Below are 14,976 nucleotides of genomic sequence, written 5' to 3' on the forward strand. Positions count from 1 at the left end.
CGGGATGCTACCAGCGTCTTTTGCCCCGAACCTTTATACGCACTTCACCCTGGATTCGCGCGCGACCTCACGCGAGCTCAGCGTGCAGCTAGCGGCTGCCGACGCCCACCTCGAAGGCCTCGGCTACCTCCCCGAGGACTCCGAACGCGAGGAACTCGCCGTTGCCGCCCGCATTCTCTGCGAGCCCTCGTCCCGAGCCAGCTATGACCAAATGATGGAATCAGGTGCTCGGCTCACGTGGGCGCAGCTCGATGACTACGCCACTACCGGCCGCTGGGGCGAGAGCTATCATGCTGCCACACCCGCCGCGCCTGTTCAGGACGCCCCGCGCGCTACTCCTGGCACCCGAGTGCTTTTGGCCGTCATCGACTACGTCATTGCGGCGATTGGTGTGTCCCTCTTGCTAAGCGTCGGGGTATACAACTCCACTCTCAATGAGGTCTGGCTCACCAGTTTCTCGGGGATCATCACGGTGGCCTATTACATCTGCTTCGAAGTCCTAGTTGGGGCAACGCCGGCGAAGCTGATAGCTGGATACACGGTGCGCGATGTCACCACCCACAACAAGCTCACCTGGCAGCAGAGCATCAAGCGCAACTGGTGGCGCGTGGCCTCCCTCGTGCCGCTCATCGGCCCGCTCATTGCCTTCTTTGGTGCCCTGTACGTGGTGACCACGATTGGTCCGAAGAATGCGCTGCGCGGCCAGCACGACATTATGGCTAACGCCGAAGTAGTGAAAAAGTAGCAACCACTACGACCAGGAGAGCGACGAGCCCTGCCACGAGCCACCCAATCCAGCCCTGCGAGTCCCCAAAGGATGAAGACTCCGCAGTCGCCTCCGGGGTGGCGGGCGTGGACGGCGTGGTAGGAGCCGGGGTGGTTGGTGCAGATTCCGAGGGCTCCTCTTGTCCAGCCGCGAAATCATCCACAAGCCCTACGCCATCGCCGGGGCGGACGTCGGAGGCTTCGTCGAGAAGCATCTGCGCCTGCTCCCAAGCGCGGAAACCATGCTCGACGGTTGTATCGAGGAGGACCGCCTGCAGGCGGCGCCCGCCGCGATTAATCGCGCCGACGAAGGTATGGTGCGCGTCCTCGGTATAGCCGGTCTTGCCACCAATACCGTCCGGGTCGTTGAGGAAGAGCCCATTGTCGTTCCACAGCTCATAACCGGGCATGTCACCCCAGCCGGGAAACTCCACGTGCTCGGTATCGACGATGCGCGCGAAGGTGTCGTTGGCAAAAGCCGCGCGGTAGATCAACGAGATATCCGCCGCGGACGTCGACATGCCTGCCGCGTCCAAACCGGAGTAGCTCGCCGCCACCGTCGAGCGCGTGCCAATCTCCTGTGCCTTCGCGTTGACTTTCTCCAGCGCCTTCTCATCCCCGCCAACAGCCTGCGCGAGGGCGTGCGCGGCGTCGTTGCCGGAAGCCATGAGTAGACCCTGTAAAAGTTGCTCCACGGTATAGACACCATCGGGGCCGAGGCCGACGGCGGAGCCTTCGACGGAGGCGTCGTCAAGCGTGGCGGTGATGCGTTGGTCCAGGGGAAGCTCTTCGATGACCACGAGCGCCAGCAGCGCTTTGATGATGGAGGCTGGGCGGTAGCGCCCGTTGGGATCCTTCATGGCGATGATTTCGCCAGTATCCAGGTCGCTAACCATCCACGCCGAAGCCACAACGTCCTTATTGACCCGAAAACCGCGCGGGGCTGTCACACCGCACGCAGCGCCCTCAACCGCGGGAAGGGGAGTGGGCGCTTCCTGGCCAGGTGCCAACCTCTCAGAGGTGGTCGTCGGTTCCTCGGGAACAAGGGAATGCGGGCAGGAGTCGGTATCCGGCGCGGTGGTGCGCGTGGGCGATGAGGACTCTTCCTCTTCTGCAAACGTGGGCGGCGTCGCGGCCAAGGCGAGGGCAGTGAGGATCGCGGGGACATGTTTCATAGCGTGCTTAATCCTAGACCGCGTCCTAGGATGATCCTCATGCATGACGCACCTCTGATTAGCCCCGAAAATAAAGACTCCGGCGCTGAGATTTTCGCCGGCCTGCCCAAGGTGACGCTCTTGGCGCCGTTGCCCACGGATGCTTCCACCCCAGAGGAGCTCCGCGCGGCCACCCACGCTGTTGTGCAAGCGCTTGCCAGCGACCACGTGGTCTACGCCGAGCTCCGCCTGTGCCCCAGTGCTTTCTCCTTCGGTGCCGCCGAGGCGCTCGCTGCGGCGCGGGAAGGACTCGACGTTCCTGGAATTGATGCTCGCCTCCTCGTTGAGGGCGATGCCAATAGCTGGGATGTAGGCGAAGGCGTTGCTGGTGCTGCGCTGACAAAGTTGTCTGCGGCTGAGAAGCTCCGCGCAGATTTCATCCCGTGGGAGCGGGACGTTGCCTCCTATGAGGATGCCGTGGTGGCTGTGCAGGCGGGTGCGACACGCCTTGTGCACGCCACTGATCTTGTCGATGACTTCAGCGCTGATCTCGACGGCGTTCGCCCTGGCAAGGCATCCGCGTGGGTGCGGGATCGCCGCATCGCGTTGACCTTCGCGCCGCTGGAGGAGCTGCCCGCAGAGGAGCTGGCTGACCATCCTCTGCCGCTGCTGCAGCAGCTTGGCTTTACCTGCACCGTGGCAGGCGAGAAGCTCAGTGACGTTTTCCTGGCCCTGAGCGAGACCTTCGGCTATGGGCTGGAGGAGTTCTTCGATCTCACTATCAAGGCGATTGAGAACTCTTTTGCCAGTGAAGAAGACCGCCAGCGCCTCATCGAGCAGGAAATCCTACCCGCCTACGAGGAGCTAGCGGATCCGGAATTCGCGGAAGACGCTTCTGATGTGAACGCTTCCGAAGCGGAAGAAGACAGCGAGTCTTCCGAGTAAAAACTAGAAGCGGGAGAAGCGCTTCGTCAGCATTTCCTCCAGGCCCTTCCAGGACTCCGCGTGCTCGGTGTAGGGCTTGGAGGGCACGTAGCCTGCGTGCTCGGTGGAACCCAGCATGTAGCCCAGGTAGTCCTGGAAGCGCGGGTTCTGCAGCATGTAGGAGTTGATGGAGTCATCCCCGGCCCAGTCGGCGGCATCTGCGCAGACCTCGTAGCAACGGCTCATCTGGTCCGTATCAACGGATTCGGGGCCCTTTTCAATATCGCGGACAATGCCGTAGAAGCTGTACTGGTTATCCGGGTGAACGGTGACCTCGAGCTCACCAGCGTTCGCTGCGGCAACGACTTCCTCCCAGGTGGATACCTTTGCTAGGTCGTGGTCATCGTTTTCCATGATCCAGCGCACCAGCACCTTGGAGCTGGGGAAGGTGAAGATTTCGCCCCACTTGCCCAAGAAAACCGGCTTGCCGTCGAGGTAGGTGCGCAGGGTGTAGACCGTCCTCTGATCGGCGGTGATCTTCACCGGGTCGATGCCCGCGGCTGCCCAGGGGGAGCTGTCATAAGGATCGGCGGATTCTGCGGCGGCCTTGCGCTCTTTCTCGGCCTTCTTGCGGGCTTCCTCTGCTGCTTCGCTGGCGGCGGAGATGCGGGTGGCGGCGTTGGTGGTTGCATCCTGGGTGAAGTCAGAGGAAGGAACGACCTTGACCACCTTGTCGAGGTCTTCGATGACCGAGCGCCAGTTGCTGTGGATAACGCGGCCCACGCCGGACCACTCACTCATGCCCTGTTCACCGGCGTAGTGATCGGCTCCGCGGGCAGGGTTGCGCAGGATGGAGTGCGATGCGAAGAAGATGACGGTGTGTTCCGCGGCGCAGACCTCCGCTAGTGCCTGTGCAATCTCCAGGCAGCGTGCGACGGTGGACACGTTCTCGTGGCTGGGGCGGCCGGCCAGGTGCTTCGGCATGCCGATGAGGTCGTAGACGCGTTTCTTTTCTGGCACGACACGGTCCGCCGCTTGGGAATTAAAGGCTTCCCACTTCGGGTGGTCGAGCAAGTCGTGCTTCGTGCCGGATTCGAGGAAGCAGAGCATCTCGGCTTCGGTGTTAAAGAGCAGGACGGATTCGTCGTCACCGAGAAAGGCCTGCCACTCGGAACCGTTCTGGCGCCACTTTGGCGCCCATAGGGTATAAAAATCGCCCTCAGAAAGGGAGAGCTTGATGGGGACAATAGCGCGGGTGTTCATGGGCAAATAGTCTACCCTGTGGGCCTCCAGAAGCCTTTGAAAGCCATCCCCATGTTGTTGGTGCGCAGTGGATTGGTTTGCACGGGGCTGCCGGCCTCCACCATCTGCCCGTCACCGGAGTACATGGCCACATGCCCATCCCACACAACGAGGTCGCCGGGCTGCAGCTCATCCGCGCTCACCTGGCGGCCCACGGTCTGGCTTTCAGCGGTGCGCGGCAGTTCCACCCCAGCCTGGCGCCAAGCCCATTGGGTTAGCCCCGAGCAATCGAAGCTGCCGTTGCCGGTGCCGCCCCATCCATAGGGTGTGCCCAGCTGGGAGAGTGCGGCTTGCACCGCGGCCTGGCCTTGCGCGCTTCCTTTGCTATCAGAGGACGAGGACGTGGTCAGCGCGTGGCGTGCTCCGCCTTCCTCCTGCGGACCGCGCACTGAAGGGCGCACCGCGCGTTGTGCAATGGGCGCGAGGGGTGCGGCCGCCTGAAGGAGCTCCCCGGCCAGCTGCTTTACGCGCAGCATCGCCTTGCCGACGTACTCCATTGCCAAGGCCTGCAAAGCCGAGCGGGCTGCGGCCTGTGTGGCTGGGTTGGGGATGAGCAAGCCCAAGGCTAAAGGCAGTCCGCGCTGGAGCAACTCGAATCCCAGCCCGATGAGGTCCCTGACGGCCGCCGAGATGAGCCCGCGCGCGGAATCTAGCGCAGAGCGCGCCGTGGAAAGGTCCTCGGTGGCCTGGCGTGCGGTGGCGAAAAGCGCCCGCGGATCTCCGTGCGCTATCTCCGCTAAGGGCCCGGCAGCAGTGAGATCGGGCACAGTGGGCAGGGAGACATCGGGAAGCTGTGCCGGCTGCATCCGAGCGATGTGAGCGATTGCTGACTCCAACATCACAGACCTCCACAGGCGCTAGCAAGAGCACCGTCAGCGTCCTCGGCCTCGCGGGCCATGCGGAAGCTGGAGTCCGCCACAGCTCCGGCATCCGCCCTGACCTGGGCAAGGCGGGCAGCGAGGTTTTCCATGGCGGAGTTAAATGCGCCGGTGAAGCCACCCAGAACGGAATCAATAGGTAACGCAGGAGGGGGAGTGGCGGAGGCTTGGGAGACGGTGGCCAGTTCGTGTGCCAGCCGGCGGGTGTATTCGGTGTCAATAGTGAATGTGTCAAAGCTAGTCATGCCTTTTTAGACTGCGCCGCCCGCTGATCGGTTCCCGGCGGATTCTTATACAGTGAAGGGCATGGATATCCACGTAGTAGACCACCCTCTCGCCGCCTCCCGGCTCACGCTGATGCGTGATGCCCGCAGCGATAACACCGCTTTCCGTGCCGCCCTGCGAGACCTGGGCACCATGCTGGTGTATGAAGCAGCCCGTGATTTGCCCGTCGAGCATTTTGATTGCGTCACTCCCGTCGCCACGGCGGAGGGCACCCGCCTGCAAAACCCGCCGATTATCGTGCCCATCATCCGTGCTGGTCTGGGCATGATTGACCCGGCCCTGTCCATGATTCCGGATGCCCAGGTCGGCTTCATCGGTATGGCGCGAGATGAGGAAACCCACGAGCCGGTGCCTTATCTGGAGGCCCTACCGGAGGATCTCAGCGGCCGCAGCGTCTTCGTGGTCGACCCGATGCTCGCCACGGGTGGTTCCCTTCTGCACTCCCTGAAGCTCCTCGCGGACCGCGGCGCTACCGACATCACGGCGATCTGCATGGTCTCCGCCCAGCCGGGCGTTGATGCGCTGGCTAACTCGGGCTTGCCAGTTCGCTTGGTCACTGCAGCGATTGATCCGGCCCTCAACGAGGACGCTTATATCGTGCCGGGGCTGGGTGACGCCGGCGATCGCCTCTATGGCCCCCGCAATATCGACCTGTAGCGAAACCGTCGGTCAGGGTAGACCGCTCAGTATATCTAGCGTGTGACCTGCCCGGCTAACTGAACCGCATGGTCTAGTTGTAGACTCTTCCCAAGAGGAAACCACGGAGGAGGAAGCAGTGATCTCGGACTACGTCAGTGAGTGGTTCAGCAACCACCGCGCGGAGGTCATCGCGTGGCGCCGCCATATTCACCGCCACCCGGAGACTTCCAATAACGAGGTGGAAACCACCCGCTTCCTGTCCCGCACCCTGCGTGAGTACGGCTTGGAGCCGCATCTTTTCCCCGAGACTGGACTCATGGTGGATATTGGCCCCGATACGGAACTTGGGCGTTTGGCCTTCCGCGCCGATATTGACGCGCTCCCCGTCACCGAGGTTACCGGCCTCGAGTACACCTCCGAGGTCCCCGGCGTCATGCACGCGTGTGGGCATGACATGCACACCACCATTGCGCTGGCCACGGCCTGCGCCCTGGCGGACCTTAATCGCGAGCATCCGCTAGATTTCGGTGTTCGTGTCATCTTCCAGCCCGCTGAGGAAGTATGGGTGGGCGGCGCCACCGATGTCATCGAGTGGGGTGCACTCGAAGGCGTGAACTCCATCTTTGCCGTGCACGTCGAACCAAAGCTGCGCGTCGGGCGTATCGGCGTTCGCGCCGGGGCGATCACCTCCGCGACCGATGTTGTGGAAATCAACGTCTCCGGCCCCGGCGGACATACCTCGCGCCCGCACTTGTCGGCGGACGTCGTCTATGCGCTGGGCAAGCTGCTGACGGACCTGCCAGGTTTGCTCTCACGCCGCGTCGATCCGCGCACCGGCACCGTCTTGGTCTTCGGCCAGGTGAATTCCGGCTATGCCCCGAACGCGATCCCTGAGACCGGCTCTGTGTCTGGCACTATGCGCACGGCAGACATCGGAATCTGGCGGGATATGCAAACGCTCTTCTCCGAGTTGGTGGAACAGGTGCTAGCGCCCCTGGGTGTGGAGCATGAGCTGGTCTACCACCGTGGGGTTCCGCCCGTGCTTAACGACGACGTCTCTACCGCCCTCCTCGCCAGCGCTGCCCAGGCCATTGACCCGCAGGCTGTGGTTCAGGCGCCGCAGTCTTCCGGCGGCGAGGATTTCTCGTGGTACCTAGAAAAGGTGCCCGGCTCCATGGCTCGCCTTGGCTGCTGGTCCGGTGAAGGCGAGCAGCATGATCTGCATATGGGTGATTTGGCCCCCGATGAGCGAGCCATCGGCGTGGGCGTCAAACTCTTCGGCTCCGTGGCGGAGCAGTTTGCCAACGTGGAGGATTAAGCGCCTAAGCACTACACTGTGACAAGGATTTCCCAGAGTTCTTATAGGCAGAATTTTAAAAAAGGAGCGACAGTGTCACAGGAAGCCCCCCGCATCGTAATCATCGGCGGTGGCCCCGCAGGCTACGAGGCTGCGACCGCCGGCGCCAAGTACGGCGCGCACATTACGTTGATTGAGGAACAGGGCCCCGGTGGCTCCTCCGTTCTCTTGGACTGCGTGCCCTCGAAGTCCTTCATCGCTGGCGCCAACATTCGCACCGACTTCCGCCGCGCCGATGACATGGGCCTGAACCACCAGCTCAGCTCCTTGCAGCTGAGCCTGGAGGCCCTCAACGGCCGTGTTCAGGCGCTGGCTGCTAACCAGTCCCGTGACGTCCGTGCGGGCCTAGAGAAGATCGGCGTCAAGGTCATTGATGGGCGCGCTGCCTTTTCTGAGGATCAGCATGGCGTGAAGGGGGCAGCGCACAAGGTTGATGTCACCCATAAGGATGGCACCACTGAGACCCTCGACGCGGACCTCGTCCTCGTTGCTACCGGTGCCACCCCGCGCATTCTGCCGGGTGCGCAGCCGGACGGCGAGCGCATCCTCACCTGGCAGCAGGTCTATGACCTCAAGGAGGAGCCGGAGCACCTCATCGTCGTCGGCTCCGGCGTGACCGGTGCTGAGTTCGTTTCCGCCTTCGCCGAGATGGGCGTGCGCGTGACCATGGTGGCTTCCCGCGACCGCATTCTGCCGCACGACGACGCCGACGCTGCCGACGTCCTCGAGACCGTCCTGGCTGAGCGCGGCGTGGAGCTGGAGAAGAACTGCCGCGTGGAGACGGTCTCCCGTACAGAAGACGGCAACGTCGTGGTCAAGACCCAGGATGGCCGTGAGATTCACGGCTCCCACGTCATCATGTCCATCGGTTCCATCCCGAATACCAAGAACCTCGGCTTGGAGCACGTTGGTGTGGCTACCACGAAGTCCGGCCACATCGAGGTTGACCGCGTTTCCCGCACCAATGTCGCTGGCATCTATGCCGCCGGCGACTGCTCCGACCTGTTCCCGCTGGCTTCCGTTGCCGCGATGCAGGGCCGTATCGCTATGTACCACTCCCTGGGTGAGGGCGTGTCCCCGCTGCGCCTGAAGACCGTAGCAACCGCCGTGTTTACCCGCCCAGAAATTGCTGCTGTGGGCTTTACCCAGGCGGAGATTGAGGCCGGTGAGGTTGCCGCCCGCACCATCACGATGCCGTTGAATACCAACCCGCGCGCCAAGATGCGCTCGCTGCAGCACGGCTTTGTCAAGCTCTTCTGCCGTGCGACCTCCGGCCGCGTCATCGGTGGCGTGATTGTTGCTCCGACTGCCTCCGAGCTCATTCTGCCCATCGCGGTCGCCGTGACCAACCAGCTCACCGTGAACCAGCTAGCGGATTCCCTGGCGGTCTACCCGTCCCTGTCCGGCACCATCACGGAGGCGGCCCGCCGCCTCGTTGCTCACGATGACCTTGAGTAAAGACCTCGCGTAAATCAGACCCGGGTCTGATTTATCTACGGCCCGCTCTTATAAGCCCAGTGTGCTCACCGCATGCTGGGCTTCTTCCATGGTGAACTGCTCTCCGTATTCGCTGGTGAGCTGCTCTAACAATGCGGAGCCGGACATTGGCATGAGCTCCCGATAGCTCTCTGCTGCCTCGACGGCTTCGGCCATCCAATCAGCATTGACGGTGTCTACGGCGTATTGAGCTTGTTCTGGCGTGAACTTCTCCCCGTACTCGGAAGTCAGTTGCTCATAGAGCTTTGCCTTGGAAAAGGAGGAGAAATCGAGGTAACTCTCTGCGGACTCGAGCGCCTCGGCGTTCCAGTCCACATCCAGCTGATCCATTGCGTACTGCGCCGCCTCGGGTGAGAATTGCGAGCCGTATTCGCTCGTGAGCTGGTCATAGAGCTTAGCTTCGGAGAATGAGGAAAAGTCCAGATAACGCTTCGCCGCGCGCAGAGCATTCTTGTGTTCTGCGGGCACGGTGTTGTCATCGCTGCCGGTACCGCCTCCGGCGGTTTCCACGTCAACTACGGCGTGGTTGATATCGAGCGTCGGGGTGCTCAGCGCAGACTCCAGCGATTTGGCGGCAGTGACGCTTGTGCTTGGCTCCGGTGAGGCGGTGTTAGTCGGGTCATCGCTATCAGAACCTGCATTGAGGGCGATGCCGCCGAGCACGAATACCGCGACGGCACCCGCACCCCACTTCAGGCAGCCGCCCTTCTTTTTCTGTGGTGCCGGCTGCACCGGGGTTGGTTCCGGAGAGAACTGAGGAGCTGCATAAGGGTTGGGCATGAGAGAGAACCTCCTGCGTAGGTGAGGGAAGAGAACTCGGCGTGGTGCCGAACACGTCCTATCTTGGCAAGCCCACCGGACATCGCAGTAGGAAATTCGAAAGCCTAGGCGAAAATGAAAGAACTATGAGGTGGCATAAGCCGAAACCGGCGTGGCATTGAGGTCGAGGCTGACGGGCCGCCCCACCTGTGGGAAGGCACGCTGCGGGCACGCTGGACGTGGGCAGGCGGCGCAGCCAGGGCCGATGGGGGTCGCCTCAGAAGGGGAGAGGTTGAGCGCATCCGCGTAGACCACGCGATCCGCCTGTGCGATATCGCAGCCTAAGCCCACGACGAATTCTTTGCGCGGCGTGCCCCAGGCCTGGGCCTGGCCTTGGACGAAGCGCGCAATCCACAAGTAGGTGTGGTCATCGGGCATCGAGGCCACCTGCCTCGTGATGCGGTTGGGCGTTTCAAAAGCGCGGTGCACGACCCACAACGGGCAGGAGCCGCCGCTGCGGGCGAAGTGGAAAGCGGTGGAGGACTGGCGCTTGGAAATATTTCCTGCGCGGTCGGTGCGGATGAAGGAGAAGGGAACGCCTTGGTGGCCGGGTCGCTGTAACGTCGACAAGCGCTGCGCGGTGGTCTCGAAACCAGTGCCAAAGGTCGTCGCGATGACGTCGATGTCATAGCGCGTTTCCTCCGCAGTGGCGAGGAACTGGGTATAAGGCATGGTCACGGCGGCGGCAAAATATTGCGCGAGGCCCAGCGTGCCAATAGTCTGTGCTTCCTCGCCCGGCAATTCGGCGACGAGTTCCGCGCAATGCTCCGGGTAGGCCAGCAGGCAGTACTGGAGCGCCATTTCAAAGACGAGTTGGGATTCCGTAAGGCCCGCGCGCAGGTGCAACTCGCGGTCGTGGAAGGTGCGGCGCCGTGGTGAAGAGGAGGAGAATCGCGTCGTGACACCGAATTCATCCTGCAAGACGGAAGCTAAGCGCCCGCGGCGCAGGACTCGGTCTCCGAGCGAATCGGAGAGCTCCTCGGCGGCTATGTCGAGGCTATGGACGTAGTTGTGGGCGTCGTAGAAGAAGTCACGGACCGCTTCGAAAGGGCCGGGTTCGGCGGGGGTGTGTGCGGCGGCGTCGACAAGCCGGGGTAAAAGTTCGGGGAAGCGCCCGCTTAAGTCAGTAAGGGTGGCTTCGGAGGCTTCGGGGAAGAGCTGGCGCAGCTCGGCGAGAGCGCGCAGATCGCGGTCCCCTGCAAAGTACGTGGCGTCAACGCCGAAGCGCTGGGTCAGCTGCAGGAGGACGGTGACGGTGAGGGGGCGCTGATCATTCTCCAGCTGGTTGAGGTAGCTGGTGGATAGCCCCAGCTGCTTCGCCATGGCGGCTTGTGTGAGTTTGCGTTCCTTGCGTAGTGCGTGGATTCTCGCCCCCGCGTAGTGCTTAGTCACAGTCTGCTTCCTCCTAAAAGATTGCTCTAGCTGGGGATTCCACAAGTTTTGCAACTAACGCAAATCCCTGCAACAGATAGTCACAGTTTACACATGTGGCAGGTCACACGGGGTGGGGTTAGTGTGATGCCTATCGCAATCGTTGTTCTGGTCTAGGAGGGAATCCCGTTGATTAATCACGAAGTACGTACCCACAAGTCCGCCGAGGACTTTCCTATTGAAGAGCACTTGGCCTACAAGGTTGCCAAGGTAGCTGCCGATCCCGTCGAGGTTCCGGCCGAGACCACCGAGATGATCATCAACCGCATCATCGATAACGCCTCCGTGGCCGTTGCCTCCGCCACCCGCCGCCCGGTTACCTCCGCCCGCGTCATTGCGCAGGCCCACCCGGTGCAGGAAGGCGGCGCCACCATCTTCGGCGTGGACGGTAACTACTCCGCCGAATGGGCAGCCCTGGCTAATGGCACTGCCGTGCGTGAGCTGGACTACCACGACACCTTCCTTGCTGCCGACTATTCCCACCCAGGCGATAACATCCCGCCGATTCTCGCCGTGGCTCAGCACAAGGGCCTGACCGGCAAGGACCTCATCCGTGGCCTGGCTACTGGCTACGAAATCCAGGTTAACCTGGTCAAGGGCATCTGCCTCCACGAGTGGAAGATTGACCACGTGGCACACCTTGGTCCGTCCGTCGCCGCGGGTATCGGCACCATGTTGAACCTCGATGTGGACACCATCTACCAGGCCATCGGCCAGGCACTGCACACCACCACCGCCACCCGCCAGTCCCGCAAGGGCCTGATTTCCTCCTGGAAGGCCTACGCCCCAGCCTTCGCGGGCAAGATGGCCATCGAGGCAGTGGACCGCTCCATGCGCGGCGAGGGTGCCCCGGCCCCGATTTGGGAAGGTGAGGACGGCTTCATCGCCTGGATGCTGCACTCCCCGGAGCGCACCTACACCGTCCCCCTTCCGGCGGAGGGTGAAGAAAAGCGCGCCATCCTGGACACCTACACCAAGGAGCACTCCGCGGAGTACCAGGCACAGGCCCCGATCGACATGGCCTTTGCCCTCAAGAAGACCCTCGCGGAGAAGGGCCTGAAGACGGAGGACATCGAGTCCATCGTCCTGCACACCTCGCACCACACCCACTACGTCATCGGCACCGGCGCTAACGACCCGCAGAAGATGGATCCGAACGCCTCCCGCGAGACCCTGGATCACTCCATCATGTACATTTTCGCCGTGGCCCTGCAGGACGGCGAGTGGGACTACGAGACCTCCTACTCTGACGGGCGCAAGCACCGTCAGGACACCATCGACCTGTGGCACAAGATTTCCACCGTCGAGGACCCGGAGTGGACCCGCCGCTACCACTCCAACGACCTGGATGAGAAGGCTTTCGGCGGCAAGGCCGTCATCACCTTCAAGGACGGCACCGTCATTGAGGATGAGCGCGCGGTGGCCGACGCCCACCCGCTCGGCGCCCGCCCCTTCGGCCGCGAGGAGTACATCAACAAGTTCAAGAAGCTCGCTGCCGGCAAGGTCTCGGAGGAGGAGCAGGAGCGTTTCCTCGCTGCCGCGCAGAACCTGGAGAACCTCACCGACCTGAACGAACTCAACGTTCGCCTCACCGACGAGGCTATCGCCACCGCACCCGAGACCCCGAAGGGACTGTTCTAAATGGCTGGCCTATTTGGCTCCACTATCAGCAATGCAGACAAGCGCAAGAGCTTCCGCGAGGCACTGAACGCACCGGAAATTACCACTTTGCCGGGCGCCTTCAACCCGCTGACCGCGCGGCTTATCCAGGATCTCGGTGGCTTCGGCGGCGTGTACGTCTCCGGTGCGGTGCTGGCCAATGACCTGGGCCTGCCGGATATCGGCCTGACTACGCTCACCGAGGTGGCGCAGCGCGCTGGGCACATTGCCCGTGCCACGGATTTGCCGGTGCTTGTCGACGCCGACACCGGCTTCGGCGAACCCATGTCCGCCGCCCGCACGGTTGCCGCGCTGGAGGACGCTGGCCTGGCCGGCTGCCACCTGGAGGACCAGGTCAACCCAAAGCGCTGCGGTCACCTCGATGGTAAGGAAGTCGTGCCGTCGGATCTCATGGTTCGCCGCATTACCGCCGCCGTCAATGAGCGCCGCGATGAGAACTTCATCATCTGTGCCCGCACCGATGCCGCCGGCATCCACGGCATCGATGAGGCCATCGAGCGCGCCAAGGCTTATGCCGATGCCGGCGCGGACCTCATTTTCACCGAGGCCTTGTACTCGCCGGAGGACTTTGAAAAGTTCCGCGCCGCCGTGGACACCCCGCTGCTGGCCAACATGACGGAGTTCGGCAAGACTGAGCTGCTGTCGGCTAAGCGCATTGAGGACTTGGGCTACAACGCCGTCATCTGGCCGGTGTCCACCCTGCGCGTGGCCATGGGTGCTACCGAAGAATTCCTCCGCGACATGCAGGAGACCGGACTGCAATCCGAGGAGTGGCTCGAGCGCATGCAGCACCGCTCCCGCCTCTACGAGCTGGTGCGCTACGACGAGTACAACGCCTTCGACCAGAGCGTGTTCACGTACTCCAAGGACAGCTACAAGCCCACCTTTGACTAATCCCCCGGCCTAGCCCACACGCTAGGCCCCCCACTTAAGGAGAAACACCATGTCTGAAACCCCAGAGATCCGCAAGGGCCTGTACGGCGTTGTCGTCGACGAGACCGCCGTGTCCAAGGTTGTCCCGGAGACCAACTCCCTGACCTACCGTGGCTACCCGGTGCAGGAGCTGGCCCGCTACTGCTCCTTCGAGGAGGTTGCCTACCTGCTGTGGAATGGCGAGCTGCCGACCCAGGATGAGCTGGTCCGCTTCTCCGCCCGTGAGAAGGCACTGCGTCACCTGGACCGCCACCTCATCGACCTGATCACCTCCATGCCGAAGTCCTGCCACCCGATGGACGTGCTGCGTACCGCAGTCTCCTTCATCGGCTCCCAGGATCCGGAGGAGTACACCAAGGACTCCGAGCACATCCGCCGCACCGCGCTGGAGCTTATGGCGAAGTTGCCGACCATCGTCGCACTCGACATCCGTCGCCGCCGTGGCGAGGGATACCTCGAGCCTTCCCGCAAGAAGGGCTTTGCGGAGAACTTCCTGTGGATGGTCTTCGGTGAGGAGGAAGGCTCCCCAGCCCTGTCGCGCTCCGATATTGAGGCCTTTGATAAGTCCCTCATCCTCTACGCGGAGCACTCCTTCAACGCGTCCACCTTCGCTGCCCGCGTGGTGACCTCCACGATGTCCGATACCTACTCCGCTGTTACCGCCGCCATCGGCGCCCTGAAGGGCCCGCTACACGGTGGTGCTAACGAGGCCGTGATGAAGAACTTCCTGGAGGTCGGTGACCCGGCCAAGGCAGAGGAGTGGACGCTCAACAAGCTCAAGAACAAGGAGCTCGTCATGGGCTTCGGTCACCGCGTGTACAAGAACGGTGACTCCCGTGTTCCGACCATGGAGGCTGCCTTCCGCGAGCTGGCCAAGGATCACGGCCAGGAGCAGTGGGTGGAGATGTACGAGAAGATGGCTAAGACCATGTACGAGAACACCTCCATCAAGATCCAGCCGAACCTGGACTTCCCGGCTGGCCCCGCGTACCACATCTTGGGCTTCGACATCGAGTTCTTCACCCCGATCTTCGTGATGGCCCGCATCACTGGCTGGACCGCACACATCGTGGAGCAGAACGAGAACAACTCCCTCATTCGCCCGCTGTCTGCTTACAACGGCAAGGAGCAGCGCTCCGTTCCTCCGAAGCAGATCTAAGAGAAGCGGACCTAGTCAGCGTAAAACCAGCGCACGAAACTTTCTTCTCGTGGGCTGGTTTTCTTCTTTGTCCGACTATGTGCAGCGTGTGGATTCCTGTTGACATATAAGCCGATTCTCGCCCGCGTTGTCGCCTCGGACACTATCCTTGTC

14 protein-coding genes are annotated in these 14,976 nt (G+C 62.4%); 8 read left to right on the forward strand and 6 right to left on the reverse strand.

Annotated elements, in window-relative coordinates:
* The first annotated feature begins 4 nt into the window (after window positions 1-4).
* Window positions 5-745, forward strand: a complete 741-nt coding sequence (locus HMPREF2996_RS05975; protein ID WP_070644378.1) for an RDD family protein — start codon at window positions 5-7, stop codon at window positions 743-745.
* Here HMPREF2996_RS05975 and HMPREF2996_RS05980 read toward each other — a convergent pair.
* Complete coding sequence (locus HMPREF2996_RS05980; protein WP_070730525.1) at window positions 720-1,940, reverse strand: D-alanyl-D-alanine carboxypeptidase family protein; 1,221 nt, start codon at window positions 1,938-1,940, stop codon at window positions 720-722. The genes HMPREF2996_RS05975 and HMPREF2996_RS05980 overlap by 26 nt on opposite strands.
* A gap of 39 nt (window positions 1,941-1,979) precedes the next feature.
* Between HMPREF2996_RS05980 and HMPREF2996_RS05985 the strand changes: the two genes are divergently transcribed.
* Complete coding sequence (locus HMPREF2996_RS05985; RefSeq protein ID WP_201828658.1) at window positions 1,980-2,864, forward strand: amidohydrolase family protein; 885 nt, start codon at window positions 1,980-1,982, stop codon at window positions 2,862-2,864.
* A gap of 3 nt (window positions 2,865-2,867) precedes the next feature.
* On the opposite strand, the gene HMPREF2996_RS05990 is transcribed toward HMPREF2996_RS05985, so the two are convergent.
* From HMPREF2996_RS05990 to HMPREF2996_RS06000, 3 genes are read right to left on the reverse strand one after another with little or no spacing between them, the layout of a single operon-like run.
* Window positions 2,868-4,106 (reverse strand): hypothetical protein, encoded by a 1,239-nt coding sequence (locus tag HMPREF2996_RS05990; protein ID WP_070730526.1) that lies wholly within the window; start codon window positions 4,104-4,106, stop codon window positions 2,868-2,870.
* 11 nt (window positions 4,107-4,117) lie between these two features.
* Window positions 4,118-4,984 carry a C40 family peptidase gene (locus tag HMPREF2996_RS05995; RefSeq protein ID WP_070730528.1) on the reverse strand — a complete coding sequence of 289 codons (867 nt, stop codon included), beginning with the start codon at window positions 4,982-4,984 and terminating at the stop codon, window positions 4,118-4,120.
* Window positions 4,984-5,268, reverse strand: coding sequence for a hypothetical protein (locus tag HMPREF2996_RS06000; protein WP_070521391.1), 285 nt, complete (start codon window positions 5,266-5,268; stop codon window positions 4,984-4,986). Before HMPREF2996_RS06000 ends, HMPREF2996_RS05995 begins: the two co-directional genes overlap by 1 nt.
* Before the next feature lie 61 nt (window positions 5,269-5,329).
* On the opposite strand from HMPREF2996_RS06000, the gene upp reads away from it, so the two are divergent.
* From upp to HMPREF2996_RS06015, 3 genes are all read left to right on the forward strand, one after another.
* Window positions 5,330-5,965 (forward strand): uracil phosphoribosyltransferase, encoded by a 636-nt coding sequence (gene upp / locus HMPREF2996_RS06005; RefSeq protein WP_010189385.1) that lies wholly within the window; start codon window positions 5,330-5,332, stop codon window positions 5,963-5,965.
* Between the two features lie 118 nt (window positions 5,966-6,083).
* Entirely contained in the window at window positions 6,084-7,265 is a 1,182-nt protein-coding gene (locus HMPREF2996_RS06010; protein WP_010189384.1) for a M20 family metallopeptidase, read from the forward strand.
* Window positions 7,266-7,337: 72 nt separating this feature from the next.
* On the forward strand, window positions 7,338-8,762 hold the full coding sequence (locus HMPREF2996_RS06015) for an NAD(P)H-quinone dehydrogenase (protein WP_070446399.1): 1,425 nt from the start codon (window positions 7,338-7,340) through the stop codon (window positions 8,760-8,762).
* Between the two features lie 48 nt (window positions 8,763-8,810).
* Here HMPREF2996_RS06015 and HMPREF2996_RS06020 read toward each other — a convergent pair whose 3' ends face one another.
* The gene (locus HMPREF2996_RS06020; protein WP_070730531.1) at window positions 8,811-9,581 is read right to left on the reverse strand and encodes an Ltp family lipoprotein; all 771 of its coding nucleotides are present in this window, start codon (window positions 9,579-9,581) and stop codon (window positions 8,811-8,813) included.
* Between the two features lie 123 nt (window positions 9,582-9,704).
* Window positions 9,705-11,012, reverse strand: a complete 1,308-nt coding sequence (locus HMPREF2996_RS06025; RefSeq protein WP_070730533.1) for a short-chain fatty acyl-CoA regulator family protein — start codon at window positions 11,010-11,012, stop codon at window positions 9,705-9,707.
* A 168-nt stretch (window positions 11,013-11,180) separates the two neighbouring features.
* Here HMPREF2996_RS06025 and prpD point away from each other — a divergent pair, with 168 nt between their 5' ends.
* From prpD to HMPREF2996_RS06040, 3 genes are read left to right on the forward strand one after another with little or no spacing between them, the layout of a single operon-like run.
* Window positions 11,181-12,692, forward strand: coding sequence for a 2-methylcitrate dehydratase PrpD (gene prpD, locus HMPREF2996_RS06030; RefSeq protein WP_070446395.1), 1,512 nt, complete (start codon window positions 11,181-11,183; stop codon window positions 12,690-12,692).
* The gene (gene prpB, locus HMPREF2996_RS06035) at window positions 12,693-13,625 is read left to right on the forward strand and encodes a methylisocitrate lyase (protein ID WP_070730536.1); all 933 of its coding nucleotides are present in this window, start codon (window positions 12,693-12,695) and stop codon (window positions 13,623-13,625) included. It begins immediately after the preceding gene.
* Between the two features lie 49 nt (window positions 13,626-13,674).
* Entirely contained in the window at window positions 13,675-14,823 is a 1,149-nt protein-coding gene (locus HMPREF2996_RS06040) for a bifunctional 2-methylcitrate synthase/citrate synthase (protein WP_070446391.1), read from the forward strand.
* Window positions 14,824-14,976: the final 153 nt, after the last annotated feature.

This window comes from Corynebacterium sp. HMSC066C02 (assembly GCF_001814945.1).
Classification (GTDB): domain Bacteria; phylum Actinomycetota; class Actinomycetes; order Mycobacteriales; family Mycobacteriaceae; genus Corynebacterium; species Corynebacterium aurimucosum.